The organism is Streptomyces sp. NPDC014864 (genome assembly GCF_043081525.1).
In the GTDB taxonomy this organism is placed as follows: Bacteria; Actinomycetota; Actinomycetes; order Streptomycetales; family Streptomycetaceae; genus Streptomyces.
This window is the reverse complement of the sequence record NZ_JBIBWT010000001.1, coordinates 580,490-604,765: the sequence shown is the minus strand read 5'-3', so window position 1 is coordinate 604,765 and position 24,276 is coordinate 580,490. Positions and strand designations below refer to the sequence as shown.

The 24,276-nt window shown below is 71.0% G+C and carries 20 protein-coding genes; 4 read left to right on the top strand and 16 right to left on the bottom strand.

Features of this window, described 5'->3' with window-relative positions; all coding sequences use genetic code 11:
- Window positions 1-80: 80 nt before the first annotated feature.
- The 7 genes from ACF1A5_RS02885 to ACF1A5_RS02855 all read right to left on the bottom strand — a co-directional run bounded on the left by ACF1A5_RS02885 (window position 81) and on the right by ACF1A5_RS02855 (window position 10,912).
- Window positions 81-1,229, bottom strand: a complete 1,149-nt coding sequence (locus ACF1A5_RS02885) for an ABC transporter ATP-binding protein (RefSeq protein WP_392191020.1) — start codon at window positions 1,227-1,229, stop codon at window positions 81-83.
- Complete coding sequence (locus ACF1A5_RS02880) at window positions 1,222-2,280, bottom strand: ABC transporter ATP-binding protein (protein WP_392191019.1); 1,059 nt, start codon at window positions 2,278-2,280, stop codon at window positions 1,222-1,224. The genes ACF1A5_RS02885 and ACF1A5_RS02880 overlap by 8 nt, the downstream gene beginning before the upstream one ends.
- Before the next feature lie 11 nt (window positions 2,281-2,291).
- A complete protein-coding gene (locus ACF1A5_RS02875) occupies window positions 2,292-3,239 on the bottom strand; it encodes an ABC transporter permease (RefSeq protein ID WP_392191018.1) in 948 nt (315 codons plus the stop codon).
- Window positions 3,232-4,164, bottom strand: a complete 933-nt coding sequence (locus tag ACF1A5_RS02870; protein WP_392191017.1) for an ABC transporter permease — start codon at window positions 4,162-4,164, stop codon at window positions 3,232-3,234. Before ACF1A5_RS02870 ends, ACF1A5_RS02875 begins: the two co-directional genes overlap by 8 nt.
- Before the next feature lie 168 nt (window positions 4,165-4,332).
- On the bottom strand, window positions 4,333-5,955 hold the full coding sequence (locus ACF1A5_RS02865; protein ID WP_392191016.1) for an ABC transporter substrate-binding protein: 1,623 nt from the start codon (window positions 5,953-5,955) through the stop codon (window positions 4,333-4,335).
- A gap of 650 nt (window positions 5,956-6,605) precedes the next feature.
- Entirely contained in the window at window positions 6,606-8,522 is a 1,917-nt protein-coding gene (gene typA / locus ACF1A5_RS02860) for a translational GTPase TypA (RefSeq protein ID WP_392191015.1), read from the bottom strand.
- 206 nt (window positions 8,523-8,728) lie between these two features.
- Complete coding sequence (locus ACF1A5_RS02855; protein ID WP_392191014.1) at window positions 8,729-10,912, bottom strand: ABC transporter family substrate-binding protein; 2,184 nt, start codon at window positions 10,910-10,912, stop codon at window positions 8,729-8,731.
- 335 nt (window positions 10,913-11,247) lie between these two features.
- Between ACF1A5_RS02855 and ACF1A5_RS02850 the strand changes: the two genes are divergently transcribed.
- Genes ACF1A5_RS02850 through ACF1A5_RS02835 form a run of 4 tightly spaced genes read left to right on the top strand, consistent with a single transcriptional unit; the run spans window position 11,248 to window position 15,122 of the window.
- Entirely contained in the window at window positions 11,248-11,535 is a 288-nt protein-coding gene (locus ACF1A5_RS02850) for a hypothetical protein (RefSeq protein ID WP_392191013.1), read from the top strand.
- 19 nt (window positions 11,536-11,554) lie between these two features.
- A complete protein-coding gene (locus ACF1A5_RS02845; protein ID WP_392191012.1) occupies window positions 11,555-12,391 on the top strand; it encodes a hypothetical protein in 837 nt (278 codons plus the stop codon).
- A 26-nt stretch (window positions 12,392-12,417) separates the two neighbouring features.
- Window positions 12,418-14,355: a fumarate reductase/succinate dehydrogenase flavoprotein subunit gene (locus tag ACF1A5_RS02840; protein ID WP_392191011.1), complete on the top strand. Its 1,938-nt coding sequence runs from the start codon at window positions 12,418-12,420 to the stop codon at window positions 14,353-14,355.
- Window positions 14,352-15,122: a succinate dehydrogenase/fumarate reductase iron-sulfur subunit gene (locus tag ACF1A5_RS02835; RefSeq protein ID WP_392191010.1), complete on the top strand. Its 771-nt coding sequence runs from the start codon at window positions 14,352-14,354 to the stop codon at window positions 15,120-15,122. Before ACF1A5_RS02840 ends, ACF1A5_RS02835 begins: the two co-directional genes overlap by 4 nt.
- A 7-nt stretch (window positions 15,123-15,129) precedes the next feature.
- Here ACF1A5_RS02835 and ACF1A5_RS02830 read toward each other — a convergent pair whose 3' ends face one another.
- From ACF1A5_RS02830 to ACF1A5_RS02790, 9 genes are all read right to left on the bottom strand, one after another.
- Complete coding sequence (locus ACF1A5_RS02830; RefSeq protein ID WP_392191009.1) at window positions 15,130-15,420, bottom strand: hypothetical protein; 291 nt, start codon at window positions 15,418-15,420, stop codon at window positions 15,130-15,132.
- Window positions 15,421-15,423: 3 nt separating this feature from the next.
- Entirely contained in the window at window positions 15,424-16,398 is a 975-nt protein-coding gene (locus ACF1A5_RS02825; protein WP_392191008.1) for a phosphotransferase family protein, read from the bottom strand.
- Window positions 16,395-17,525, bottom strand: coding sequence for a hypothetical protein (locus ACF1A5_RS02820; protein WP_392191007.1), 1,131 nt, complete (start codon window positions 17,523-17,525; stop codon window positions 16,395-16,397). The genes ACF1A5_RS02825 and ACF1A5_RS02820 overlap by 4 nt, the downstream gene beginning before the upstream one ends.
- Window positions 17,526-17,656: 131 nt before the next feature.
- A complete protein-coding gene (locus ACF1A5_RS02815; protein WP_392191006.1) occupies window positions 17,657-20,323 on the bottom strand; it encodes a SpoIIE family protein phosphatase in 2,667 nt (888 codons plus the stop codon).
- A 251-nt stretch (window positions 20,324-20,574) separates the two neighbouring features.
- Window positions 20,575-21,003 carry an ATP-binding protein gene (locus ACF1A5_RS02810; RefSeq protein ID WP_392191005.1) on the bottom strand — a complete coding sequence of 143 codons (429 nt, stop codon included), beginning with the start codon at window positions 21,001-21,003 and terminating at the stop codon, window positions 20,575-20,577.
- Window positions 21,004-21,136: 133 nt separating this feature from the next.
- The gene (locus tag ACF1A5_RS02805; RefSeq protein ID WP_392191004.1) at window positions 21,137-21,586 is read right to left on the bottom strand and encodes a (deoxy)nucleoside triphosphate pyrophosphohydrolase; all 450 of its coding nucleotides are present in this window, start codon (window positions 21,584-21,586) and stop codon (window positions 21,137-21,139) included.
- A 42-nt stretch (window positions 21,587-21,628) separates the two neighbouring features.
- Window positions 21,629-21,826 carry an SPOR domain-containing protein gene (locus tag ACF1A5_RS02800; protein ID WP_392191003.1) on the bottom strand — a complete coding sequence of 66 codons (198 nt, stop codon included), beginning with the start codon at window positions 21,824-21,826 and terminating at the stop codon, window positions 21,629-21,631.
- A 400-nt stretch (window positions 21,827-22,226) separates the two neighbouring features.
- On the bottom strand, window positions 22,227-22,979 hold the full coding sequence (locus tag ACF1A5_RS02795; protein WP_392191002.1) for a GntR family transcriptional regulator: 753 nt from the start codon (window positions 22,977-22,979) through the stop codon (window positions 22,227-22,229).
- 147 nt (window positions 22,980-23,126) lie between these two features.
- Window positions 23,127-24,275, bottom strand: a complete 1,149-nt coding sequence (locus ACF1A5_RS02790; protein ID WP_392191001.1) for a DUF4190 domain-containing protein — start codon at window positions 24,273-24,275, stop codon at window positions 23,127-23,129.
- Window position 24,276 lies beyond the last annotated feature (1 nt).

Below are 24,276 nucleotides of genomic sequence, written 5' to 3'. Positions count from 1 at the left end.
GTGAAAGCCCGGAAAACGCCGGTTCCCGGCACCTGGATCAGGTGCCGGGAACCGGGGTGGTCACCGCGAGGAGGCGCGGGTCAGGCCGCGTGGACGACGTCCTTCTCCTCGGCGAAGTGGCAGGCCGACTCGTGGGCCGCCGGGGTGTCCTCGCCCTTGAAACGCTCGGGGATCGCGAGCAGCGGGACCTCCTCGGCGCACTTGTCCTGGGCTTTCCAGCAGCGGGTGCGGAAGCGGCAGCCCGAGGGCGGGTTGGCCGGGGAGGGCACGTCGCCGGTGAGGATGATCCGCTCGCGGTGCTCGCGGGCCTCCGGGTCCGGGACCGGGACCGCCGACAGCAGCGCCTGGGTGTAGGGGTGCGTCGGGTGGTCGTAGATCTGCTCGTCGGTGCCGATCTCGGCCATCTTGCCGAGGTACATCACGCCCACGCGGTCGGAGATGTGCCGGACGATGGACAGGTCGTGCGCGATGAAGATGTAGGACAGGTTGAACTCGTCCTGCAGTCGCTCCATCAGGTTGATGACCTGCGCCTGGACCGACACGTCCAGCGCGGACACCGGCTCGTCGCAGATGATGACCTCGGGGTTGAGCGCGAGGCCGCGGGCGATGCCGATGCGCTGCCGCTGACCGCCGGAGAACTGGTGCGGGTAGCGGTTGATGTACTCCGGGTTGAGACCGACGACGTCCAGCAGCTCCTGCACCTTGCGGCGCCGGTCGCCCTTGGGGGCCACCTCGGGGTGGATGTCGAAGGGCTCGCCGATGATGTCGCCCACCGTCATCCGCGGGTTGAGCGAGGTGTACGGGTCCTGGAAGACCATCTGGATGTTGCGGCGCACGGCCTTCAGGGCGCGTCCGGACAGCGTGGTGATGTCCTGGCCCTTGTAGAAGATCTCGCCGGCGGTCGCCCGCTCCAGGTTCATCAGGAGCTTGGCCACCGTCGACTTGCCGCAGCCGGACTCTCCCACGATGCCCAGGGTCTCGCCCTGGTACAGGTCGAAGGAGATGCCGTCGACGGCCTTGACCGCGCCGATGTGCTTCTTGAACAGGATGCCCTGGGTCAGCGGGAAGTGCTTGACCAGGTTGCGCACCTGCAGGATGGGCTCGCCGCGCTCCACGGGGGCCTCGATGGCGGCGACCGCCTCCGCCTCGGAGTGCGCGTCGACGACGTCCACGTCGGAGACGTTCGGCGTGGCGTCGGCCGGCACGTCCTTCTTGCTCAGCTCAGCCATGGAGCGTCTCCTTCCGGAAGTGGCACGCCGAGGCACGGCCCACCAGCTCGGTGCCGTCCTGCTCCGTGACCGGCAGCAGAGCCGGGACCTCCGTGCGGCAGATGTCCTGGGCCATCGGACAGCGGGGGTTGAAGGCGCAACCCGTCGGGATGCGCAGCAGGTTGGGCGGCAGACCCTTGATCGCGTACAACTCCTGGCCCTTCTGGTCCAGGCGCGGGATCGAGTCCAGCAGACCCCGCGTGTACGGGTGCGCCGGGCGCTTGTACAGCTCGTGGACCGGGGCACGCTCCACGATCCGGCCGGCGTACATCACCGCGATCTTGTCCGCGACGTCGGCGACGACTCCCAGGTCGTGGGTGATGAGGATCAGGCCCATGTTGAACTCGCGCTGGAGCTCCGCGAGCAGGTCCATCACCTGGGCCTGGACCGTCACGTCGAGCGCGGTGGTGGGCTCGTCGGCGATGATCAGGTCCGGTTCCAGGGCGAGCGCCATCGCGATCATGATGCGCTGGCGCATACCGCCCGAGAACTGGTGCGGGTAGTCGTTGACGCGGGCCGCGGCCGCCGGGATCTTCACCCGGTCCATGAGCTCGATGGCCCTGGCCTTGGCCTCCTTCTTGGACAGGCCCTGGTGGACCCGGAACATCTCGCCGAGCTGGTAGCCCACGGTCAGCACCGGGTTCAGCGAGCTGAGCGCGTCCTGGAAGATCATGGCGATCCGGCGGCCGCGGATCTTGCGGCGCTCCTCGGGGGACATGGTGAGCATGTCCTGGCCGCGGAAGAGGATCTGGCCCTGGGGGATCTTCGCCGGCGGCATGTCGAGGATGCCCATGACGGCCTGCGCGGTGACGGACTTGCCGGAGCCGGACTCGCCGAGCACGGCGAGCGTCTCCCCCGCGTTCACGCTGTAGTTGACACCGTTGACGGCCCGGACGATCCCGTCACGGGTGTGGAACTCGACGTGCAGGTCGCGGACTTCGAGCAGTGGCCCGCCGTCCGCCCCGGCGTCGCGGGGCGACGGCACAGGAGCGACTTCTTCGATGGTGGTCACGTACGCCTCCCTCAGCGCGTTTTCGGGTCGAGGGCGTTGCGTACGGCCTCACCGAGCATGATGAACGCCAGCACCGTGATGCTGAGCATGATCGACGGGTAGAGCATGATGTACTGCGCGACCCGGATCGAGTTGCCGCCGTCGGAGATGTCGTTGCCCCACGACACGCCGTTCAGGCCGAGACCGAGGAACGACAGCGTCGCCTCGGCGCCGATGTAGACGCCGAGCGAGATGGTGGCGACGACGATCACCGGGGCCACCGCGTTGGGCAGCACGTGGCGGAAGAGGATGCGGTTCGTGCCCGCGCCCAGTGCCTTGGCGGCCTGCACGTAGTCCGTCGACTTCACGGTGATGACCGAGCCGCGCATCACGCGGGCCGTCTGCGTCCAGCCCAGGAAGGCCAGGGCGCCGATCACGACCGGAATCGAGCGCTCGGTGAAGGAGTTCAGCATCACCATCGTGCCGAGCAGGAACGGGATGCCGAAGAACATGTCCGTCACACGCGACAGGATGGCGTCGAGCCAGCCGCCGAAGTAGCCGGCGAGCATGCCGATCAGACCGCCGAGGATCGTCACCACCAGGGTGGTGCCGGCGCCGACGAGCAGCGAGGCGCGGGTGCCGTAGATGGCGCGGGCGAACACGCTGCGGCCCTGGGCGTCGTAGCCCAGCCAGTCGGCCGCGAAGACGTTGCCGTAGTGCGGGTGCTGCAGGTAGTGGGCGGCCAGGTCCTTGTTGTTCGGATCGGCGCTGGTGAACAGACTGGGCCAGGCGGCCATCACCAGCAGCAGCAGGATCAGCACCGCGGAGACGACGAACACCCAGTTGCTGCGCAGGTCCCGCCAGGCGTCGCCCCACAGGCTGCGGGTCTTCTCCGGCTTGGGCTCGGGCAGCTTGGCGCCCGCGGCGGCACTCGGGACCGCCGTCGCGGCCTCGTCGGCGGAAGTGGTCAGCTCAGGCATAACGGATCCTCGGGTCCAGGACCGCGTAGAGCAGGTCGACGATCAGGCTGGTGACGAGGTAGACGAGGACGAGGATGGTGACCAGGCCGACCAGCGTGGTGCCCTCGCGACGCACGATCGAATCGGCGATCGTGCCGCCGACGCCGTGGATGTTGAAGATGCTCTCGGTCACGATCGCGCCGCCCATCAGGGCGCCGAGGTCGGTGCCCAGGAAAGTGACGACGGGGATGAGCGAGTTGCGCATCAGGTGCACGCCGACCACGCGGCGGCGCGGCAGGCCCTTGGCGATGGCCGTGCGCATGTAGTCGGCCCGCAGGTTCTCCGCGACGGAGGTGCGGGTCAGCCGGGCCACGTAGGCCAGCGAGGCGCTGGCCAGCACGATGGCCGGCAGCATCAGCTGGCTGATCTGGGTGTCGTCGTTCACCGAGGGTTCCAGCAGGTCGAGCTGGAAGGCGAACACCGTCTGCAGGATGTAGCCGAGCACGAAGACCGGCACCGAGATCAGCAGGAGCGTCACGAAGAGGATGACGGTGTCGACGGCCTTGCCCGCGCGCATGCCCGAGAGGACACCGAGCACGATGCCGAGGACGGCCTCGATGACGAAGGCCAGGCCGGCCAGGCGCAGCGTCACCGGGAAGGCCTCACCGAGGATGTCGGTGACCGGGCGGCCGCTGGCGACCTGCGTCCCGAAGTCGAAGTGCAGAACGATGTTCTGCATGTAGTCCCAGTACTGGACCAGGACGGGCTTGTCGAGGCCGTACTGGTGCCGCAGCGAGGCCAGAACGGCCGGGCTGGTGCCCTTGTCACCGAAGAGCCCTCGCACGGGATCGCCGGGCAGGGCGTAGACCATCAAGAAAATCAGCAGGGTGGTCCCGATGAAGACCGGGATCATCTGGAGCAGTCGTCGTGCGACATAGCGCCCCATGGTGCCTCCATGTCAGTCACAGCAAGGGCCCCCTTCGCCGCGTACGAACGACTCCCCCGAGTCGGTTTTTCGTACGTACACCGGCGAAAAGGGCCCCCCGGCCTGTCCGGCCGACGCCGTGCCGCACCCGGGAACCGGGGCGGCACGGCGTTCGCTGATCGTCAGCGGTTACTTCTTGACCTGAACGCCGGTCAGGATCGGGTCGCCGTCCTGGGCGTACTTCACGCCGGTGACCTTCTCCGAGAAGCCCGCGTTGACCTTGTAGTACCAGAGCGGGATGCTCGGCATGTAGTTCGGGAGCTTCTTCTCGATCTCCTGGTACAGCTTCTCCGACTCGTCCAGCGACTTGGCGGCGTCGGCCTTGGCGATCAGGCCGTCGATCTCCTTGCTGGAGAAGCCGCCCTGGTTGCCGTCGGACTTGCTGCCGTACAGGTCACGGATGAAGTTGGCGTTGAACGGGTAGTCGAGCACCCAGCCGGAGCGGTAGAGCGACTTGACTTCCTTGTTGTCGCGGGCGTTGAGGTCCGCCTGGAAGTCGGCCTTGGAGTCGCCCGTGCACTGCACGCCGGTGGCCTTGGTGATGGAGCCGCAGACGGCCTCCACCCACTCCTTGTGACCGCCGTCGGCGTTGTACTGGATGGAGATCTTGTTGCCCGGGACGCCGCCGCCGGCCTTGATGAGCTCCTTGGCCTTGGCCGGGTCGTACTTGGTGATGTCGCCGGCGGCGTTCGGCTGGTAGCCGAGAACGCCCTTGGCGACCCAGCCGGTGGCGGGCTCACGGGTGCCCTGCAGCACGGTCTTGGTGATGGTGTCCCGGTCGATTCCCATCGACAGGCCCTGCAGGACCTTGGGGTCGATGCCCTTCCACTGCTTGGTGTAGAAGGCCACGGCGATGGTCTGGATGCCCGAGTACGCCTGGTCCACCGCACGGTCGCCCAGGTCGGCCTTGTAGACGGGCAGGTCGCGCGGGGCGATCTGGCGCATCACGTCCAGGTTGCCGGACTTCAGGTCCTGGTAGGCGGTCTCCAGCTTGGAGTAGTTCTTGAAGAGAACGCCGCCGTTCTTGGCCTTGTTCGGACCCTGGTAGCCGTCGTAGCGGGTGACCTCGATCTGCTTCTTGTGCTGCCAGCTGACGAACTTGTAGGGGCCGTTGCCGATCGGGTGCTCGCCCGCGGCCTTCGGGTCCTTGTAGAAGGACTCGGGCAGCGGCGAGAAGACCTCGTAGCCCAGCTTGTAGACGAAGTAGGGCAGGGACTTGCTGAGCGTGATGGTGAAGGTGTTGTCGTCGACGACCTTGAGGCCGGACATCTCGGTGGCCTTCGGCTTGCCCTTGGCGGGAGCGACCTCGTCGTAGCCCTGGATGTCCGCGAACCAGAAGCTGTTGGTCTGCTTGTTCGCCGGGTTCGCGGCCCAGTTCCAGGCCTTGACGTAGGACTCGGCGGTCACCGGGGTGCCGTCGTGGAACTTCCAGCCCGGCTTCAGCTTGACCGTGAAGGTCTTGCTGTCCTGGGTGTCCACCGACTGGGCGTTCATCATGACGATCTTGCCGCTGGCGTCGTAGTCCACCAGGCCGGTGAACAGGGCACGCGTGACGATGCTGCCGTTGGACTCCATGGTGTTCGCCGGCTGCAGCGGGTTCTGCGGCTCGCCGACCTCGATCGAGAACTTGCCGTTCGGGTCGACCGCAGCCTTCCCCTCGCTGCCCTTGTCGCTGCCACCACCACAGGCGGTCGCTCCCAGCGCCACAACCGCGGCTATCGCCACCCACTTGGCACTCTTGGCACCGCGCATGGGTTCCTCCTCATGAGTCCTTTAGTTCACCGCAAGACTGGGCACACGACATTCCACCGACACGAGGTCCGGAGAAGGTCAGGTGCCCTGCACGCTCGCCGTCGCCCACTGCAAAGTGGTGATGCGCTCATCCGAGCTCTACGCGCCTAACTATCTGCTATCGACCATTCGGCCGACCACACCCATTAGGTCTCGGTTCGATCACACCTGACGCCTACTTCTTCCGAAAAACGGACAAAGGGTTTGGCGAAAGATCCCTGCGAAACGGACTTGTTACACATCTGCCGGTTCCGAGTGTCCGCATAGCGGACGACTGGCAGGAAAAAACCTGTTGCGGTTTACGGTTGTCCCATGTGGGGTTCCCTCGGCATGCCCACGCTCCGACGCGCACCGTGCACCTGCCGTCCCGCCCCCGTCAACGGCCTCCCGGACAAAGGCTGTTGAATCCAGCCTCCGGTTGATGTGTTCTGGGTGCATGTGCCGAGCAGGGTAGTGCGAACCAGCCGCTCCGGATCGATTCCGCGCCAAGGTGAAGGGTTTTCCCTACCCTCGCTTTTTCGTCACGCAGCGCGACATCACGCGGAACGTGAGGGCCGGGCACCCCGCCCCCGCGGGGTGCCCGGCCCTGTCGCTTGTGCGAAGCCGGCGCGTCAGCCGTGCTTGGCGCGGCTCGCGGCGCGGGCGCGCTCGCGGGCGTCCAGGTTCACCTTGCGGATGCGGACCGCCTCCGGGGTCACCTCGACGCACTCGTCGTCCCGGCAGAACTCCAGCGACTGCTCCAGGGAGAGCTTGCGCGGCGGCACGATCGACTCGGCCACGTCGGCCGTCGACGACCGCATGTTGGTGAGCTTCTTCTCCTTGGTGATGTTGACGTCCATGTCGTCGGAGCGGGAGTTCTCACCGACGATCATGCCCTCGTACACCTCGGTGCCCGGCTCGACGAAGAGCACGCCGCGCTCCTGGAGGTTGGTCATCGCGAACGCGGTGACCGCACCCGCGCGGTCGGCGACCAGCGAGCCGTTGTTGCGGGTCTGCAGCGTGCCGAACCACGGCTCGAAGCCCTCGTGGATGGAGTGCCCGATGCCGGTGCCGCGGGTCTGGGTCAGGAACTCGGTGCGGAAGCCGATCAGACCACGGGAGGGGACCACGAACTCCATGCGGACCCAGCCGGAGCCGTGGTTCGACATGTTGTCCATACGGCCCTTGCGCACACCCATCAGCTGGGTCACGGCGCCCATGTGCTCCTCGGGCACGTCGATCGTCATGCGCTCGACCGGCTCGTAGACCTTGCCGTCGACGTCCTTGGTGACGACCTGCGGCTTGCCGACGGTCAGCTCGTAGCCCTCGCGGCGCATGGTCTCGACGAGGATGGCCAGCGCCAGCTCGCCGCGGCCCTGGACCTCCCAGGCGTCCGGGCGCTCGGTCTCGAGGACGCGCAGCGAGACGTTGCCGATCAGCTCGCGGTCCAGGCGGTCCTTCACCTGGCGGGCGGTGACCTTGCGGTCCTTGACGGCCGCCTTCGCGTCGGCGCCCTTGCCGGTGCCGCCGCGGCCGACCAGCGGCGAGGTGTTGGTGCCGATGGTCATGGAGATCGCGGGCTCGTCGACCGTGATCAGAGGCAGCGCGACCGGGTTCTCCGGGTCGGCGAGGGTCTCGCCGATCATGATGTCGGGGATGCCGGCGACGGCGCAGATGTCACCGGGGCCGGCCTTCTCGGCCGGCTTGCGGGTGAGCGCCTCGGTCATCATCAGCTCGCTGATGCGGACATTGCTGATCGAGCCGTCGCGCCTGATCCACGCGACCGTCTGGCCCTTGCGCAGCTCGCCGTGCTCGACGCGGAGCAGCGCGATACGGCCGAGGAAGTTGTCGGCGTCCAGGTTGGTGACGTGGGCCTGGAGCGGGGCCTCCTCCTCGTAGGTCGGGGCCGGGATGTGCTCCAGGATGGTGGAGAAGAACGGCTCCAGGCTGGTGGAGTCGGACGGGACGGTGCCGTTGTCCGGCTTGGTCAGCGAGGCGATGCCGTCACGGCCGCAGGCGTAGACGATCGGGAACTCGATCTGCTCCTCGTCGGCGTCCAGGTCGAGGAAGAGGTCGTAGGTCTCGTTGACGACCTCGTCGATCCGGGAGTCCGGGCGGTCCGTCTTGTTGATGCAGAGGATGACGGGCAGGCGCTGCTGGAGCGCCTTGCGCAGCACGAAGCGGGTCTGCGGCAGCGGGCCCTCGGAGGCGTCCACGAGCAGGACGACACCGTCGACCATCGACAGACCGCGCTCGACCTCGCCGCCGAAGTCGGCGTGGCCGGGGGTGTCGATGATGTTGATCGTGATGGGATCCCCGCCGTCCTTGGGGTGATACTTCACCGCCGTGTTCTTGGCGAGGATCGTGATGCCCTTCTCACGCTCCAGGTCGTTCGAGTCCATCATGCGGTCGTCGACCGAGTCGAGCTGGTGGGCGGCGAAGGCACCGGCCTGCTTCAGCATGCCGTCGACGATGGTCGTCTTGCCGTGGTCGACGTGGGCGACGATGGCGACGTTACGGATGTCGTGACGCGTAGCAGTCACAGCCATATTGCGGCGTACTCCCGGAGTGTGAGGAAGGCCTGCGCGTACATCGGTGTTACGCGGACCCTGCCGGGCTGAACATGCCACGGCCTCACCCCATGGTACGGGCCCCGGCCGGAGGCGGCCCTCGCGGCCCGTGCCGGGGGGCCCGGCCGGGGCCCTCGGGGGTCCCCCGGCGTGCGCCGCACACCCCCGGCGCGGGGGCCGGCGCCTCAGTTCTTGGCCGGTGGTCCGGCCTTCGGGACGGCACCCTTCTTCAGGAAGCCCATGTCCTCGTAGACCGGGGTCCGGAAGCCGAAGGCGCCGATGTTGGCGAGGTTCCCGCGGACGGCGACGAGCTGGGGGCGCTGGTAGAGGGGGATGGAGCCGGCCGCCGCCCAGATGCGGGCGTCGGCCCTGCGGACCAGGGCGCGCATCTCGTCCTCGTCCAGGGTGGCGACGGCCTGGTCGAAGAGCTGGTCGACCTGGTCGGTGCCGACGCGGGTGTAGTTCTGCTGGACGTTCAGGGAGCCGTCGGCGGCCGGCACCGGCTTGGCGTAGATCGGGCGGGCGTCGGTCGCCGGGAAGGCGGACGCGGGCCACGAGTACAGCGCCAGGTCGTACTGGCCGGCGGCGATGTGGTCCTTGAAGTAGCTCTCGTCCGGGACCTTGGTGATCTCGGTGCCGATGCCGACCTTGTCGAGCATGGCGGAGATCCGGTCGGCGACCTTGCGCAGGGTGCCGGAGCCCGGCCCGGAGGGGAGCACGAAGCGGAGCGTGAGCGGCTTGCCGTTCTTGGCCAGCGGCCCGGGGGCGGGGCTCGCCGGGGCGGCGGTGCCACGAGGAACGGCGGTGCCACGGGGGGCGTAGGCGCCGGGCGCTCCGCCCCTCTTCAGGTGCTCCTGGGCGTACTGCCGGCCGTCCTGCGCGAGCTGCCGGGCGCCGCCGCCCTCCCCCGCGTGTCCGTCCTCGCTCTCCAGGGGGCCCTGCCGGTCCCGGGCGGGCGCCTCACGGTCCTTGTGGTCGCCGTCCCTGTTCCTGTCGGCCGGGTCGCCCGCCTTGTGGTCCTCGACGTTGTCGTTCCGGCCGACGATGTACGTGCCGTCGTCGCCGCCCTGGGACCGTTCCCCGGCGGGCCGGCCCGTGGCTCCGGCCGCCTTCTCGCCCTTCTTCTCCTTCTTCACCGGGCCGGGCACCCAGCCGGCGTCCGCGAGCAGCGCCCGCGCCTGGGCGGTGTCCTGCCCGCCGAGCGCGTCGCTGTTGTCGGCGTAGGCGTCCTGGCCGGCCAGGGCGAGGTGACTGCCGACCGGGACGGCGGGCAGGCCCAGCGGTTTCAGGACCAGCCCGGCGAGCTGCCCGCGGTCGAGGGCCCGCGCCACCGCGTGCCGCACCCGCTCGTCCGCGAGGGGGCCGTCGGCGCCGTTCAGGGCGAGCTGGGTGTAGGCGGGCTCCAGCGACTTGCGCAGCCGCACCTCGTGCAGCGCCTGGACGGCGGTACGGCCGCCGACCGGGCCCGGCAGGGGGGACCCGCCCCGGGCCCTTGCGGCGGTGGCGATGCCGGCGGCGTCGCCGGGGTCGACGTCGGCGACGTCCACCGTGCCGGCGGCGAGCGCGGACACGCGCTGGTCGCGGGGCACGGCGTGCAGCACGATCCCGGACAGCTTGGCCGGGCGGCCCCACCAGCGCGGGTTGCGGGCGAGGACGACGTCCTTGTTCTTGGTGTCGATCCGCTGGACGGTGAACGGGCCGGCGGTGACCGTGAGCTTCGTTCGCGCCCCGTCGTTGAAGGTGTCCGGGGTGCCGGTGACGTCCTTCGGGTACAGCGGCGAGAACAGCGACCTCCAGTCGGCGTAGGGCCGGCTGAAGGTGACCTTGACCTCCAGGTCGCCGGCGCCGCGCTCGACCTTCTCGATGCGGTCGTACCCGGCGTTGCGGGCGGTCCAGTAGGCGGTGTCCTTGCCGGACAGGGCGCGCCACTGGGCGGCGAAGTCCGCGGCGCCGATCTCCCGGCCGTCGCTCCAGACCGCCTGCTGGTTGAGCCGGTAGACGACGACCTGCTTGGGCTCGGTCTCCACGATCCGGGCGGTCTCCAGATACGCGGGGTCGAGCTGCGGCCGCCCGTTCGCGTCGAGGCGGAACATGGTGGGCAGGACGGCCTGGGCCACCCGGGTGGTGCCCGCGTCGGCGTCCGCCTGGAAGGTGTTCAGCGTCTGCGGCACCGCGTCCACGGCCCAGCGCAGGGTTCCTCCGTCGGCGACCAGGTTCCGGGCGGCGGACCCGATGTCCTGTCCGGCCAGCGGCTTGCTGGGCTTGTCGTCGGAGCCACAGCCGGCGAGGAGGGGCACCGCGAGGGCCCCAGCGGTCAGGAAGGCGAGCGCGCGCGTGAGAGCGCGGGGTCCGACACCGTCGTGGGACATCTGTGCTACCTCCGAGGAGAGCCGCTCCCGCCGGTGGTCACGGGTGGGTTCTGATCACGTTTGGCGGTATTTTGGTGCTGATCAGATCTATGGCCCCACTGAAGAGGAAAGGGTTCGCCCGCCGAGGGCGACACGGCGACGGGAGGCCGCAAGCTCACCCGTGCGGAGGAATCACGCCCCCGGCGCACGCAGAGCGCGTGCGGGCGCGCGCGAGGGGTGTGCAATCCGCCAATCGCTGCACATGCCTTCCCACCGAGCGGTGTGACGCGCAACACTCGCAGGCGCATGAACGTTGCCGCTTGGGCCCCGACGGCCCGTGGAAGTGAGGTCACGTCATGTCCGTGCACGACGACCTGACGTCGGTCCAGCGCACCCTCGACGAGCTGCTGCGGTCGGTGGGACGACTGGAACAGCAGCTGGGCGGCGGTCTGGAGATGCGCCGCGTGCGCGCCGACGCCGACCACCTGCGCGAGAGCGTCGCCCTGCTGCGCGAGGTCTCCGAAGGCCCCGCCACGGCGAAGCGGCCCGCGCTCGTCACCATCTCCGACGCGCCCTACGACATCTCCCTGTGGACGGACACGGACGACGAGGGACTCGGCGCCCGCGACCGCCACGCCCCCTGACCCGACCGGAGTCCTCGACTTGGCCACTGGTACGGAACCCCCCGACACCGACCCCCATCCGCACCTCGGCGGCGTCCGGTCCCCGGCGCGCGCCGCGATCGACGCCCCGCACCTGAGGACCGACCGGTGGTGGCTGGCACCCGCCGCCACCGCGGCCGGCCTGCTCGCGTTCATCGTGTACTCGACCTGGCGGGCCTTCGCCGACGCGGACTACTACGCGGCGCCGTACGTCTCGCCGTTCTACTCGCCGTGCCTGGCGAGCAACTGCGCCACCATGCACGCGGGACCCAACGCGGATCTCTTCGGCAGCTGGTGGGCGCTCTCCCCGGCGATCATCATTCTGATCTTCCCGCTGGGCTTCCGCCTGACCTGCTACTACTACCGCAAGGCCTACTACCGGGGCTTCTGGGCGTCCCCGCCGGCCTGCGCGGTCGCCGAGCCGCACCGGACGTACACGGGCGAGACGCGCTTCCCGCTGATCCTGCAGAACGTCCACCGGTACTTCTTCTACGCGGCGATCCTGGTCGCCGGCGTGCTGACCTACGACACCGTGCTGTCCTTCCGCGACGAGCACTACGCGTGGGGCCACATGGGCCTCGGCACGGTGGTCTTCCTGGTCAACATCGTGCTGATCTGGTTGTACACCCTCTCCTGTCACTCCTGCCGGCACATCGTGGGCGGCAAGCTCAAGCACTTCTCCCGGCACCCGGTGCGCTACCGGATGTGGCGGTTCGTCGGCCGGCTCAACGCCCGTCACATGCAGCTCGCCTGGGCGTCGCTGCTGAGCGTGGCGGTCGCCGACTTCTACGTGTATCTGCTCGCGTCCGGCGTCTTCGACGATCCGCGCTTCTTCTGACGAGTTTCGGTGAGTGAGGCCTTCTGATGTCCGTGGTGGATCGGCAGGAGTGGGACGTCGTCGTGGTCGGCGCGGGCGGCGCCGGACTGCGCGCCGCGATCGAGGCGCGCGAGCGCGGGGCGCGGACGGCGGTGATCTGCAAGTCGCTGTTCGGCAAGGCGCACACGGTGATGGCCGAGGGCGGCATCGCGGCGGCGATGGCCAACGTCAACGAGCACGACAACTGGCAGGTCCACTTCCGCGACACCCTGCGCGGCGGGAAGTTCCTCAACCAGTGGCGGATGGCCGAGCTGCACGCCCGGGAGGCGCCCGAGCGGGTGTGGGAGCTGGAGACCTGGGGCGCGCTGTTCGACCGGACCAAGGACGGGCGGATCTCGCAGCGCAACTTCGGCGGCCACGAGTACCCGCGTCTGGCGCACGTCGGCGACCGTACGGGCCTGGAGCTGATCCGCACCCTCCAGCAGAAGATCGTCGCGCTCCAGCAGCAGGACCACCGGGAGACCGGGGACCACGAGTCCCGGCTGCGGGTCTTCCAGGAGTGCACGGTCACCCGGGTCCTCAAGGACGAGACGGGCCGGGTGTCCGGGGTCTTCGCCTACGAGCGGGAGACCGGCCGTTTCTTCGTCCTCCAGGCCCCTGCCGTGGTGATCGCCACCGGCGGCATCGGCAAGTCGTTCAAGGTGACGTCGAACTCGTGGGAGTACACCGGCGACGGCCACGCGCTCGCCCTGCTCGCCGGGGCGCCGCTGCTGAACATGGAGTTCGTGCAGTTCCATCCCACCGGCATGGTCTGGCCGCCGTCGGTGAAGGGCATCCTCGTCACCGAGTCGGTGCGCGGCGACGGCGGGGTGCTGCGCAACTCCGAGGACAAGCGGTTCATGTTCGACTACGTCCCCGACGTCTTCAAGGAGAAGTACGCCGAGTCGGAGGAGGAGGCGGACCGCTGGTACGACGACCCGGACCACAACCGCCGTCCCCCCGAGCTGCTCCCCCGCGACGAGGTGGCCCGCGCGATCAACTCCGAGGTGAAGGCTGGCCGGGGCTCCCCGCACGGCGGGGTCTTCCTGGACGTCTCGACGCGGATGCCCGCCGAGGTCGTCCGGCGCCGGCTGCCGTCGATGTACCACCAGTTCAAGGAGCTCGCGGACGTCGACATCACGGCGGAGGCGATGGAGGTCGGGCCGACCTGCCACTACGTGATGGGCGGCATCGCGGTGGACTCGGACACGGCCGCCGCGCGCGGGGTGCCGGGGCTGTACGCGGCCGGTGAGGCGGCCGGCGGTATGCACGGCTCGAACCGGCTCGGCGGCAACTCGCTGTCCGACCTGCTGGTGTTCGGGCGCCGGGCCGGCCGGCACGCGGCGGAGCACGCGGCCCGGGTCGCGGCGGACCGCCCGCCCGTCGACGACACCCAGGTCGACGCGGCGGCCGCGGAGGCGCTGCGGCCGTTCTCGGCGGAGAGCGAGGAACCTGTCGGCGGGCCGCCGGAGAACCCGTACACCCTGCACCAGGAGCTCCAGCAGACCATGAACGACCTGGTCGGCATCATCCGCCGGGAGGAGGAGATGGAGCAGGCGCTGCGGAAGCTGGCGGAGCTGCGGACGCGGGCCCGGCGGGCCGGGGTGGAGGGCCACCGCCAGTTCAACCCGGGCTGGCACCTCGCCCTGGACCTGCGGAACATGCTGCTCGTCAGCGAGTGCGTGGCGCGGGCCGCGCTGGAACGCACGGAGTCGCGCGGCGGGCACACCCGCGAGGACTTCCCGGCCATGGACCGCGCCTGGCGCCGCATCAACCTGCTGTGCCGGCTCGCCGACCCCACGGGCGGCCTGGCGGCCACCGACCCGGTACGCGGCCAGATCACCCTGCACCGGGAGACCACCGAACCCGTCCGCCCCGACCTGCTCGCCCTCTTCGAGAAGGAGGAGCTGGTCAAGTACCTCGCCGAAGAGGAGCTCTACGAGTGAGCAGCTACGAGGCCCGCTTCAAGGTGTGGCGGGGCGACGCGCAGGGCGGCGGCCTGGCGGACTTCACGGTCGAGGTCAACGACGGCGAGGTGGTGCTGGACATCGTCCACCGGCTCCAGGCCACTCAGGCGCCGGACCTGGCCGTGCGCTGGAACTGCAAGGCGGGCAAGTGCGGTTCGTGCTCCGCCGAGATCAACGGACGGCCCCGGCTGCTGTGCATGACCCGCATGTCGGTGTTCGACCGCGACGAGACCGTCACCGTCACGCCCCTGCGCGCCTTCCCGGTGATCCGCGACCTGGTGACCGACGTCGGCTTCAACTACGCCAAGGCGCGTCAGGTCCCGGCCTTCGTGCCGCCCGAGGGCCTGGGACCGGGCGAGTACCGCATGTTCCAGGAGGACGTGGACCGGTCGCAGGAGTTCCGCAAGTGCATCGAGTGCTTCCTGTGCCAGGACGTCTGCCATGTGGTCCGCGACCACGAGGAGAACAAGACGGCGTTCGCCGGCCCGCGCTTCCTGATGCGGGTGGCGGAGCTGGACATGCACCCGCTGGACGCGGCGGAGGAGACCGGCCTGGACCGCAAGCGCACGGCCCAGGACGCGCACGGCCTCGGCTACTGCAACATCACCAAGTGCTGCACGGAGGTGTGTCCCGAGGGCATCAGAATCACGGACAACGCGCTGATCCCGCTCAAGGAACGGGCGGTTGACCGCAAGTACGACCCGCTGGTGTGGCTGGGGTCGAAGATCGGGAAGCGGTCGAGGTAAGGGCGGTTCAGAGGCGGCCCGGACCCCGGGCCGCCATCTGGATCACCAGGCCCACCAGAAAGACGGCCCAGCCGATCACGGGCAGCACGGCGAACCGGTCCGCGAGGCCCGGGCAGGCCACCGGAGACATGAACAGCGCCGCTCCGACCGCGGCGACCAGCCAGCCGTACCCCCACAGCCTCGGGCGCAGGATCTTGTAAGCGTCCCACGGCAGCACCCAACCGGTCCTGATCGCCGCGACGCCCATGGCCGCGAGACCGGACACGAACAGAGCCACCAGAACCGCCGTCGTCTGCACGCCTCATGCTCCCACCAGGTCCAGCGCCCGCGCCAGATTGTGTTCCGCGATCGCCCGCATCACCTCCGGCTCCGGGAAGTCCCCGTCGAGCAGCCGCAGGGGCCCGGCGACGAGGTCGAGGTGCATGGCCAGCCGGTACAGACGCAGGCGGGCCTCGTCGAGGTTGGGGGCGCGGAGCGTGTCGTAGTGCGGGCCGAAGCGGAACCGCAGGAACACGTGCTCCCACTCGGCGTCGAAGTACATGAGACCCTCGATGTCGATGAGCACCGGTGCGCCGCCGGCGTCCACGAGGACGTGGTCCGGGCCGAGTTCGCCGTGGACCAGGGTGTGCCGGGTGCGCGGGCGGACCTCGGCGGCCAGGGAGCGCACGGCCTCCTCCAGCGCGTCGCGGGCCCCGGCGACCCTCCGGTCTCGTACGGCGGTCTCGGCGATGTCGGCCAGCGCACGGTCGGTGACGAGCCGCGCACACGAACCGCCGTACGAGGAGCCGCCGTTGTCGACGAGCGCGACCTTGCCGTGGGCGGCTGCCGTGCAGTCGCGCAGGGCCTCCAGCGCCTCGGCCAGGCGCTCCAGGGTGGGGCGGGCCGCGTCCGGGTCCCGGGCGAGCGCCTCCTCCAGGCTGCCGCCGGGGACGTCCTCGACGACGGCCGCGTGCGCGGTGGTGTCCACGTGGAGCAGGCGGGGCGTGCGGACGCCGAGGGCGGACAGGCGGGTGTGCGCGGCCGTGAACAGGCCGAGGCCGCCGGCGTGCGAGAACGGGTCTCCGGGATCGCTGTCCGGCTGGTCCCAGTAGTCCTCGTCCGGGGACCAGACGTAGGCGACGGCCGTGGTCGAGTCGTCGAAGGTCAGGCGGTACACGCCCTTCCTGGAGCCGCCGCGCAGCCGGGTGACGGCGCGCAGCGTGCGGCCCGGGCCGGACGCGGCACGGGCGAGCGGGGCGAGTTCGGCGACGGTGAGGTGCTTTCGCCTGCGGGTCACCGCACCCAGTCCTCCTCGTAGGCCCTCCAGTCGCCCTCCGTGGCCGCGAAGTCCACGTACAGGGCGACGCCGAAGCGGGCGCGGTCGGCGTCCGTGCGGGACAGGCCCAGGCGTACGCCCCGGACGGCGGCCGGGACGGTCTCGGCGTGCGCCCAGTGGCCGAAGCGGTTCTCTTGGTAGAAGGGCAGGCCCATGAGCAGGTCGGTGGAGTGCGGGGTGACCTCCAGGGCGAGGCTGGTCTGCTGGGCGACATAGCCGCCGTACAGGCTCTCCAGCGGCTGCATGGTGTCGTACGACATGACGGCGATCTGGTCGACGCGGCGGGCGACCTCGCCGAAGTACGCCTGCGACCACCACTTGGGGTGGCCGGTGGTCGTGCCCCAGAAGGAGTGGAAGGCGGGCAGCGGGTCGATCTGGTGGGCGGCGACCGAGAGGAGGGCGTCGTGGGCGCGGGTGACGCGGCGCAGGCCGCCGAGGAGGGAGAGGTAGTCGCGGTCGCCCGAGTGCAGGGGCTCCAGGTCGAAGTGGGCGCCGTCGAAGCCCGTGGAGAGGACCTCCCGGGTGGAGCGGACCACGGCCGCCCGGGTCCCGGCCCGCTCCAGGCGCAGGCCGTCCGGGCCCTCACTGGCGAGCTTGTCGCCGAGCCAGGCCTGCACGCGGACGCCGGGCAGCGCGCGGTGCACGGAGCGGAGGAGCCAAGGGGCGTTGCGATAGGCGGATTCGGGCAGCGTCCCGTCGTGCTCCAGTGGGCCCGCGTGCACGTAGAGGTCGCGGATCCCGGTCCCGCGCAGCCGCCGCGCGAGCGCGGCGACGTCGGCGTCCTTCTTCCGCCCGTCCACCCAGGCGTGCCCGAGCCAGATCGCGTCCCGGCTCCGGGTGCGCGTCCCCTCGGCCGGGTCGCCGGTGTAGTTCACCCGCAGGGCGGCCTCGGCGGCGAGGAGGGGCAGGAGCACGGCGAGCACGACGGCGAGGGCGAGGCGCCGGGCCAGGCGGAGGCGCCGCCGCCGGCGGGACGGGGTGCCCTCCCGCTCCGCTCCGGCCTGCGGCTCCTCCGTGCCCGTGTCCGCGTTCCGGTCCGTGCCCGTGTCCGCGTTCCTGTCCGTGCCCGTGTCCGCATCCGAGCCCACGCCCGTCCCCTCCCGTGCCGCAGTCGCCGTCGCCGTAGCAGTCGCGTTCGCAGTCGCAGTCGCAGTCGCAGTCGCTTCAGGGAACGACGATCAACCGCGGGGCCGCGGTTGCGCCGGGGCACGGGCTGCCGTCAGAACAGGCTGAGCAGCGCCTCCGCGGGGTCGGCCAGCCCGTTCTCCCCGTCGGGCAGCGGGAGTTCGAACCAGACCGTCTTGCCGCGCGGGGTCCGGCGGGAGCCCCAGGCCGCGCTCAGCAGGCCGACGAGCTGGAGGCCGCGGCCGCCCTCGTCGGTGTCGCGGGCGCGGCGGCGGCGCGGCTGGACGAGCCCGGAGTCCCACACCTCGCACACCAGCGTGCGGTCCAGCAGCAGGCGGAGTCTGATCTCGCCCTCGCCGTAGCGCAGGGCGTTGGTGACCAGCTCGCTGACGAGGAGTTCGGTGGTGTCGACCAGCGGCTCCAGGTCCCAGGCGAGCAGCTGGGAGCGGGCGTACTCGCGGGCGCGGCCGACGCTGCGCGGCTCGCGGGGCAGGGTCCAGTCGCCGACGGACTCGGTGGGCAGACCCTGGACGCGGGCCATCAGCAGCGCGATGTCGTCCTCGCCGTGGTGGGTGTCGAGGGTGTTGAGGACCTGGTCGCAGACGTCCTCGAGGGGGCGCGAGGGGTCGGTGAGGGCGCCCACGAAGGCCTGCAGCCCCTCGTCCAGCGGGTGGTCGCGGGACTCGACCAGGCCGTCGGTGTAGAGGGCGAGCAGGGCCCCTTCGGGCAGTTCCACCTCCACCTCCTCGAACGGCTCCCCGCCGACGCCGAGCGGCATCCCCGGCGGCACGTCCAGCATCAGCGCCGCCTCGCCGGGTTCGACGAGGACGGGCGGCAGGTGGCCCGCGTTGGCGAAGGTGCACCTCCTGGTGACCGAGTCGTAGACCGCGTAGACGCAGGTCGCCAGATAGACCTCGGAGAGGTCGGCCTCGCGGGGGCGGCGGGCGGCCCGGGTCGCCTGTTGCACGCCGCCCGGGGCGCCGAGGCCGCGGGCGATCTCGTCCAGCTGGGACAGGACCTCGGCCGGTTCGAGGTCGAGCAGCGCCAGCGTCCGCACCGCGGTGCGGAGTTCGCCCATCGCGACGGCGGCCCGCAGACCGCGGCCCATCACGTCGCCGACGACCAGCGCGGTGCGGTGGCCGGGCAGTTCGATGACGTCGAACCAGTCGCCGCCGACCTCGCTGGGCCGGCCGGTGGCCGCGTTGCCGGGCAGGTAGCGGCAGGCGATGTCGAGGCCGGAGGCCTCCGGGTCGCCGGGCGGGAGCAGGGACCGTTGCAGTATCAGGGCGCGCTCGTGCTCGCGCCGGTACAGGCGGGCGTTGTCGATGCAGACGGCGGCGCGCGCGGCGAGTTCGACGGCGAGGGCGCGGTCGCGGTCGCCGAACGGCTCGCTGCCCTTGGTGCGGGCGAACTGCGCCAGTCCTACGACGGTGTCGTGGGCGACCATCGGGACGGCCAGCGTGGACTGCACCAGGCCGCCGTCCTCGCCGGGGACGCTCTGCGGCCGGGCGGTGCGCAGGGCGTCCGCACAGGGCGAGTTGAAGGGGAAGTGGTGGACGGCCCCCACCGCGACGGGCGCGCCGGCCCCGGTGAAGGGGGCGTCGGAGACGGCGCTGGAGAAGGCGACCCGGCGCAGTTCGGCGCTGCCGTCGGCGAGCCCGGGCGGCGTCTCGTCGCCGGCCAGCAGCCCCTGGTAGAGGTCGACGGTGGCGAGGTCGCAGAAGCCGGGGACGACGACGTCGAGGAGTTCGCGCGCGGTGGTCTCCAGATCGAGGGAGTTGCCGATGCGGGCGCCGGCGTCGTTGAGCAGGGCGAGGTTGCGCCGCGCGGCGGCGGCCTCGCGGGCGGCGGCGCGACGGGCGGTGATGTCGGTTCCGAGCCAGGCGATGCCGATGGGGCGGCCGCTGCCGCTGTGCACCCGGTAGAGGTTGATGGACCAGTGACGGCGCTCCTCCGAGTCCGGCACGAAGCCCGTGACGTGCATGTCCGTGATGGACTCGCCGGTCTCCAGCACCCGGCGCAGGGTGGCGGCGACGCGCTCGGCCTCGCCCCGGGGCAGGTAGTCGTGGACCCCCTTGCCGCGGTGGTCGTCCACGGTGCCGCCGAAGGTGGACGCGAACCGCTGGTTGGCGCGCCGGACCCGCAACTCGGCGTCGATCAGCAGGAACCCGAACGGAGATTGTCCGAATATCGCCTGAGAGGCGGCGAGGTCGGTCTCGATGCGGCGCAGGATACGGACGTCGACGACGATGCAGACGGCGGCCTTCTCGCCCTCGGCCGTCCGCGTCGGCATCACGTAGACCTCGGCGAGGGCCTCCTCGCCCCGTCCGCCTCGTCCGCCGTGCGTTTCGCCGCCTTCGCCCCTTTCGCACTCTTCGTAATCACTGTCGCCATCGGCCGGCATGCGGAAGGGGACCACGCCGGTCCACTCCCGTCCGTCGAGGATCTCGGCCATCTTGCGCTGGCCGCGGTCGCGCAGATCGGGGTCGACGAAGGCCTCGATGGGGTCCATGCCGACCGCGCGGGACGCGGGGATGCCGAAGAGGTGTTCGGCGCGCAGGCTCCACTGGTCGATGAGGCCGTCCGGGCCGATGGAGAACGAGGCCACCTTGATGTAGTCGTACATGGAGCCGGGCGGACTGCTCTGCCACATCGCGTCCGCGCGCGCCGCCTCGCCGGCCGCGGAACCGCCCGCGGCCGCCGCCCTCGCGCCGCCCGACGGGTCCTCGGACTCCGTGGCCTTCGCTGGTATCTCGCTCACGCGAACCGTCCCCTCCAGCTCACCGCGTCCGGCACCGGTCACCGGGGGCGGCTGCCCGCAGTATCCAGCACTACGGCGCCGCGCAACACGGTGTTCACGATCACAGGACCATCCCGATGCTTTTCGGTCCGGCCTGCGACAACACCATCAGTCTTCTAACCAGGCAACACCCCGTCGAATCACGCGCACGGACAACCACCGCCGGCCGTGTCCGGTCGTTCGACGGCGATTACGGGCTCAGACAGCCCTGTTCACCCCGGTAGCGCCAACTCGAACCAGACCGTTTTGCCCGCCCCGTCGGGACGGGTACCCCAGCGACGGGAGGAGGAGGCCACCAACTGCAGCCCGCGGCCGCTCTCGTCGTCGGGCCGGGCAGGGCGTTCGCGGGGCGGAACCGGCAGGGTGTCGGAGACCTCGACGAGCAGCACCTTCGACAGTCCGGCTGGCCGCACCAGCCGAACGCCGATGGGACCGGTGGCGTGGCGCAGGGAGTTGGTGACCAGTTCGCTGACCAGCAGGGCCGCTGTGTCACCGACGCTGTCGAGGTCCCAGGTGCGCAACTGGCGGCGGACGGCGGCGCGGGCAGTACGCACCACGCCGGGGTCGGCGGCGAAGGTCCACTCGGCGCGGTCACCTTCGGTGTCGATCACGCCGATCACTTCCCAGGCCAGTGAGCCCACCCATGTCCGGTTTCATGGGGTTAATGGGCACATACCCGATATCCGGGGCCCAGTACCTCGCGACGGCGCACAGTGGGGCGGACGGCGTACGGGCGTACGACTCGGTGCGGCGTCCGGGCGAGACCTGTCGCGTTCACGCGTCCGGGGCGTCCACGCACGGATCCACGCACGGGTCCGCGAAGCCGTCCGCGAGGTGGGCCAGGGCCTGCCGGACCGCGGGAACGTCCTGGTCCAGCCAGGGCACGTCCCAGATCTCGGCCGGGGTGAGCCAACGCAGCGCGTCGTGGTCCTGGAGCGGTTCGGGGGCGGCCGAGCCGGGGCACAGGCGCGCCGTCCACACCTGGAGCTCGTAGGGGGTGCGCAGCGGCCAGCTGCCGGGGACACGCTCCACGGCCTCGGCGTCGACGCCGAGTTCCTCGCGCAGTTCGCGGACGAGGGCGGCCTCGGGCTTCTCTCCCGGCTCCACCTTGCCGCCGGGCAACTCCCAGCGGCCCGCCAGGTCCGGGGGCGCGCTGCGGCGCGCGGCGAGCAGGCGGCCGTCGTCCAGGAGGGCGGCACCCACCACCACGATCCGTCGGGTCATGCGCCGGAGCCTACGGGAGCACGGTGGGAACCGGCGAAGGGGTCAGCCGGCGGCGCTCCCGGTGCCGCCGGCCTGCCCGATGCGCTCGACCCAGTACAGCTGTTTGTGGCCCCGGTCGTCGAGGCTGTCCGCGATCCTCTGGGCCTCCGCGCGGGTGGCGTACCGGCCGACGCGGTAGCGATTGCCGTTGTCGTCCTGCCGTATGACGAGCCAGGGAAGAGTGACCGTGCTGTCGTTCATCGCGCCCCTCCGCTTCCCGTGTCCGGCTGCCGCCGCGCCCCGCCCGCTAAGGAAACCGCAATCCGCATATGCCCGAGCCTACGCCTTACCTTCACGCAGCGAATCCGGCTTTTCACAAAGAGGTATGCAACCAGCCAGTAGCAAGGGGGCGCACTGAGGCGAACGCGCCGTCGGCGGAGCCCGCCGCATCCGGTCGGGGACGTCAGGCGACCCACGGGGCGACCTGGGAGAACGGCCGGAACCCGGCGCCCCCGCGCGGGCGCCGGACGCGGCGGCGGCCCGGACGACCGCCCCAGGGGCGTGCACCACCCCACGGGCAGCGCTACGCCCCGGTTACGTCACCGGTCACTCCCCGGGGTCCCCGGCCGCTCCCAACGGGCTGGGGCCGGTTCGGGCGGGGTCACTTCACCGGCAGGTGGTACGCCACGCGGTAGCGGTCGGCGGGCACGACCACGTCCGCCGTCTCGACGGGGCGGCCGGAGGCGTAGAACGTGCGCTGCACGACGAGGACGACATGACCGGGAACGCCCCCCAGGGCGAGCAGCTCCTCGGCGAGGCCGGGACGGGCGCCGACCTCCTCGGTGACGTTGTCCACGATGACGTCGATGGCGCGCATCCGCTCGACCACCCCCATGCCGCCGAGCGGGCCCTCCTCGGGGAGCATCACCGGCGTCCGGCCGGTGACGGCGAGCGGCTCCCAGGAGGTGGAGAGCATCATCGCCTCGCCGGCGTCCCGGAACACGTACTTGGTGCGCATCACGCGGTCTCCGGGCTTGAGGCCGAGCCGCTCGGCGATGGCGCCGCCCGCGTCCGTCTGCTCGCTGCTCGACTCCCAGGTGCCGCGCGCCTCGACGTCCGTCTGCTCCTGCCGGAACGGCGTGGCACCGCCGGCCGGGCGGAAGCCGGAGCGGGCGACCCGGCGCGGCACGGGCCGCTCGCGCACATAGGTCCCCGAGCCGGAGCGGCCCTCGACCAGGCCCTCCGCCATCAGCACCTTGCGCGCCTCCAGCGCGACCGTGTCCGAGACGCCGTACTCCTCGCGGATTCTGGCCTGGGAGGGCAGCCGAGTGTGCGGCGGCAGCTGACCGTCGACGATCTTCTTGCGGAGATCACCCGCGACGCGCAGGTACGCCGGCTGCTCACCGAAAGTCACTGGCCGCTCCCATCAGATTGTACAGACAGCAACAGCCTGGCAACCGTGGGTTGTGCGAGGCAAGTAAAGGCCAGAAAATCACTCGATGTGATTACTTGTGGGGGCCGATGGCTTTACGCAGGCACTTTCTCCCCGCTATAGCCGCCCTCACACCTCGAAGGCGGGGTCGGTTCCGCCACCGCCGGCGTCGACGGCGCCGTCTCCGGGCGTCGGCGGAACGGCAGCAAGGCCCAGAGCCTTGCGCGCGGTGACGGACCGGAAGGGGTCGATCAGGGCCGAGGCGCGGGAGCGGCGCACCGCGAAGGTACCGGCGTCGGGGGACGCGGCGGCCAACGCCCAGGCGTCCTCGGCACGTTCGAGATCGGCGCGCAGGCCGGCCACCGGCTTCCCGGCGGCCGCGGGCCACCGGTGCGCGCGCAACTGCCCGGCCTCCCGGCCGAGCGCGGCCGCCACCCGCACCGCCCAGCGCCGGGCACCCGGCAGGTCCCGGCCGGAGCCCCGCGCGGGCCGCGCGTCGAGGGCCAGGTCGAGGACGTGAGCGGCTTTCAGGAACGCCAGCTGGTCCGCGTCGAGGGTGGTGGCGTCGCTGCGCAGCGAGCCGGTCAGGCCCACGCCCGCGTGGCCGAAGACGCAGGCGATCCCGCGGTCGCCGAGGTCCCAGCCCCGCGGGGTCGGGGTGAGGTGGTACGGCTGCACACCGGCCGGGACGGCCCAGCGGTCCAGGGCGTAACGGTCCAGCAGGGCCGGGCACTTGGCCTCGGCGGTCATCCGCAGCTGGATGGGGCCCGGGTAGTACCTGCCGGTCATCCGCAGGACGCCGAAGACCTCGCCGTCGTGCCGCTTCCCGCAGGGCACCCGCTCGACGTCGTGGGTCATCACGCCGCTCAGCGAGTCGCCGGGCACGTCGAAGCACTCCCCCTTGACCAGGGAACCCGCCCCCGCGCCCCCGGCCGCTCCGTCCCGGAGTCCGAAGTCCGGTCCGTCCCCGCCCGTCGCGATCACGAGGCCCCACAGGGCGAGGCCGACACAGGACAGCACGGCCCCGGTGATCGCCATGCCCCTCCCCCGCTCGCGTCGCCGCCGGATCCGGCGCAGCGCGACGAACCCGAGGACGAGTCCCACACCGGGCACGAAGCAGAGGATGCCGCACACGAGCGAGGCGACGGCGAACCCGTCGACGGGCCAGGGCCGCAACTGCGGGCTGTAGCCCTGCCCCCAGGGGCGGTAGGGCGACTCGGGCGGCCCCTGTGGGTGCTGCGGGGACGGCGCGGGCCCGGGAGGCGGGGGCAGGGTCACG

Excerpts from the sequence above, each read along its gene's own strand:
- ACF1A5_RS02885 (WP_392191020.1), bottom strand. The coding sequence starts at position 1,229 with ATGGCTGAGCTGAGCAAGAAGGACGTGCCGGCCGACGCCACGCCGAAC.
- ACF1A5_RS02875 (WP_392191018.1), bottom strand. The coding sequence starts at position 3,239 with ATGCCTGAGCTGACCACTTCCGCCGACGAGGCCGCGACGGCGGTCCCG.
- ACF1A5_RS02870 (WP_392191017.1), bottom strand. The coding sequence starts at position 4,164 with ATGGGGCGCTATGTCGCACGACGACTGCTCCAGATGATCCCGGTCTTC.
- ACF1A5_RS02865 (WP_392191016.1), bottom strand. The coding sequence starts at position 5,955 with ATGCGCGGTGCCAAGAGTGCCAAGTGGGTGGCGATAGCCGCGGTTGTG.
- typA (WP_392191015.1), bottom strand. The coding sequence starts at position 8,522 with ATGGCTGTGACTGCTACGCGTCACGACATCCGTAACGTCGCCATCGTC.
- ACF1A5_RS02855 (WP_392191014.1), bottom strand. The coding sequence starts at position 10,912 with ATGTCCCACGACGGTGTCGGACCCCGCGCTCTCACGCGCGCGCTCGCC.
- ACF1A5_RS02850 (WP_392191013.1), top strand. The coding sequence starts at position 11,248 with ATGTCCGTGCACGACGACCTGACGTCGGTCCAGCGCACCCTCGACGAG.
- ACF1A5_RS02840 (WP_392191011.1), top strand. The coding sequence starts at position 12,418 with ATGTCCGTGGTGGATCGGCAGGAGTGGGACGTCGTCGTGGTCGGCGCG.
- ACF1A5_RS02805 (WP_392191004.1), bottom strand. The coding sequence starts at position 21,586 with ATGACCCGACGGATCGTGGTGGTGGGTGCCGCCCTCCTGGACGACGGC.
- ACF1A5_RS02800 (WP_392191003.1), bottom strand. The coding sequence starts at position 21,826 with ATGAACGACAGCACGGTCACTCTTCCCTGGCTCGTCATACGGCAGGAC.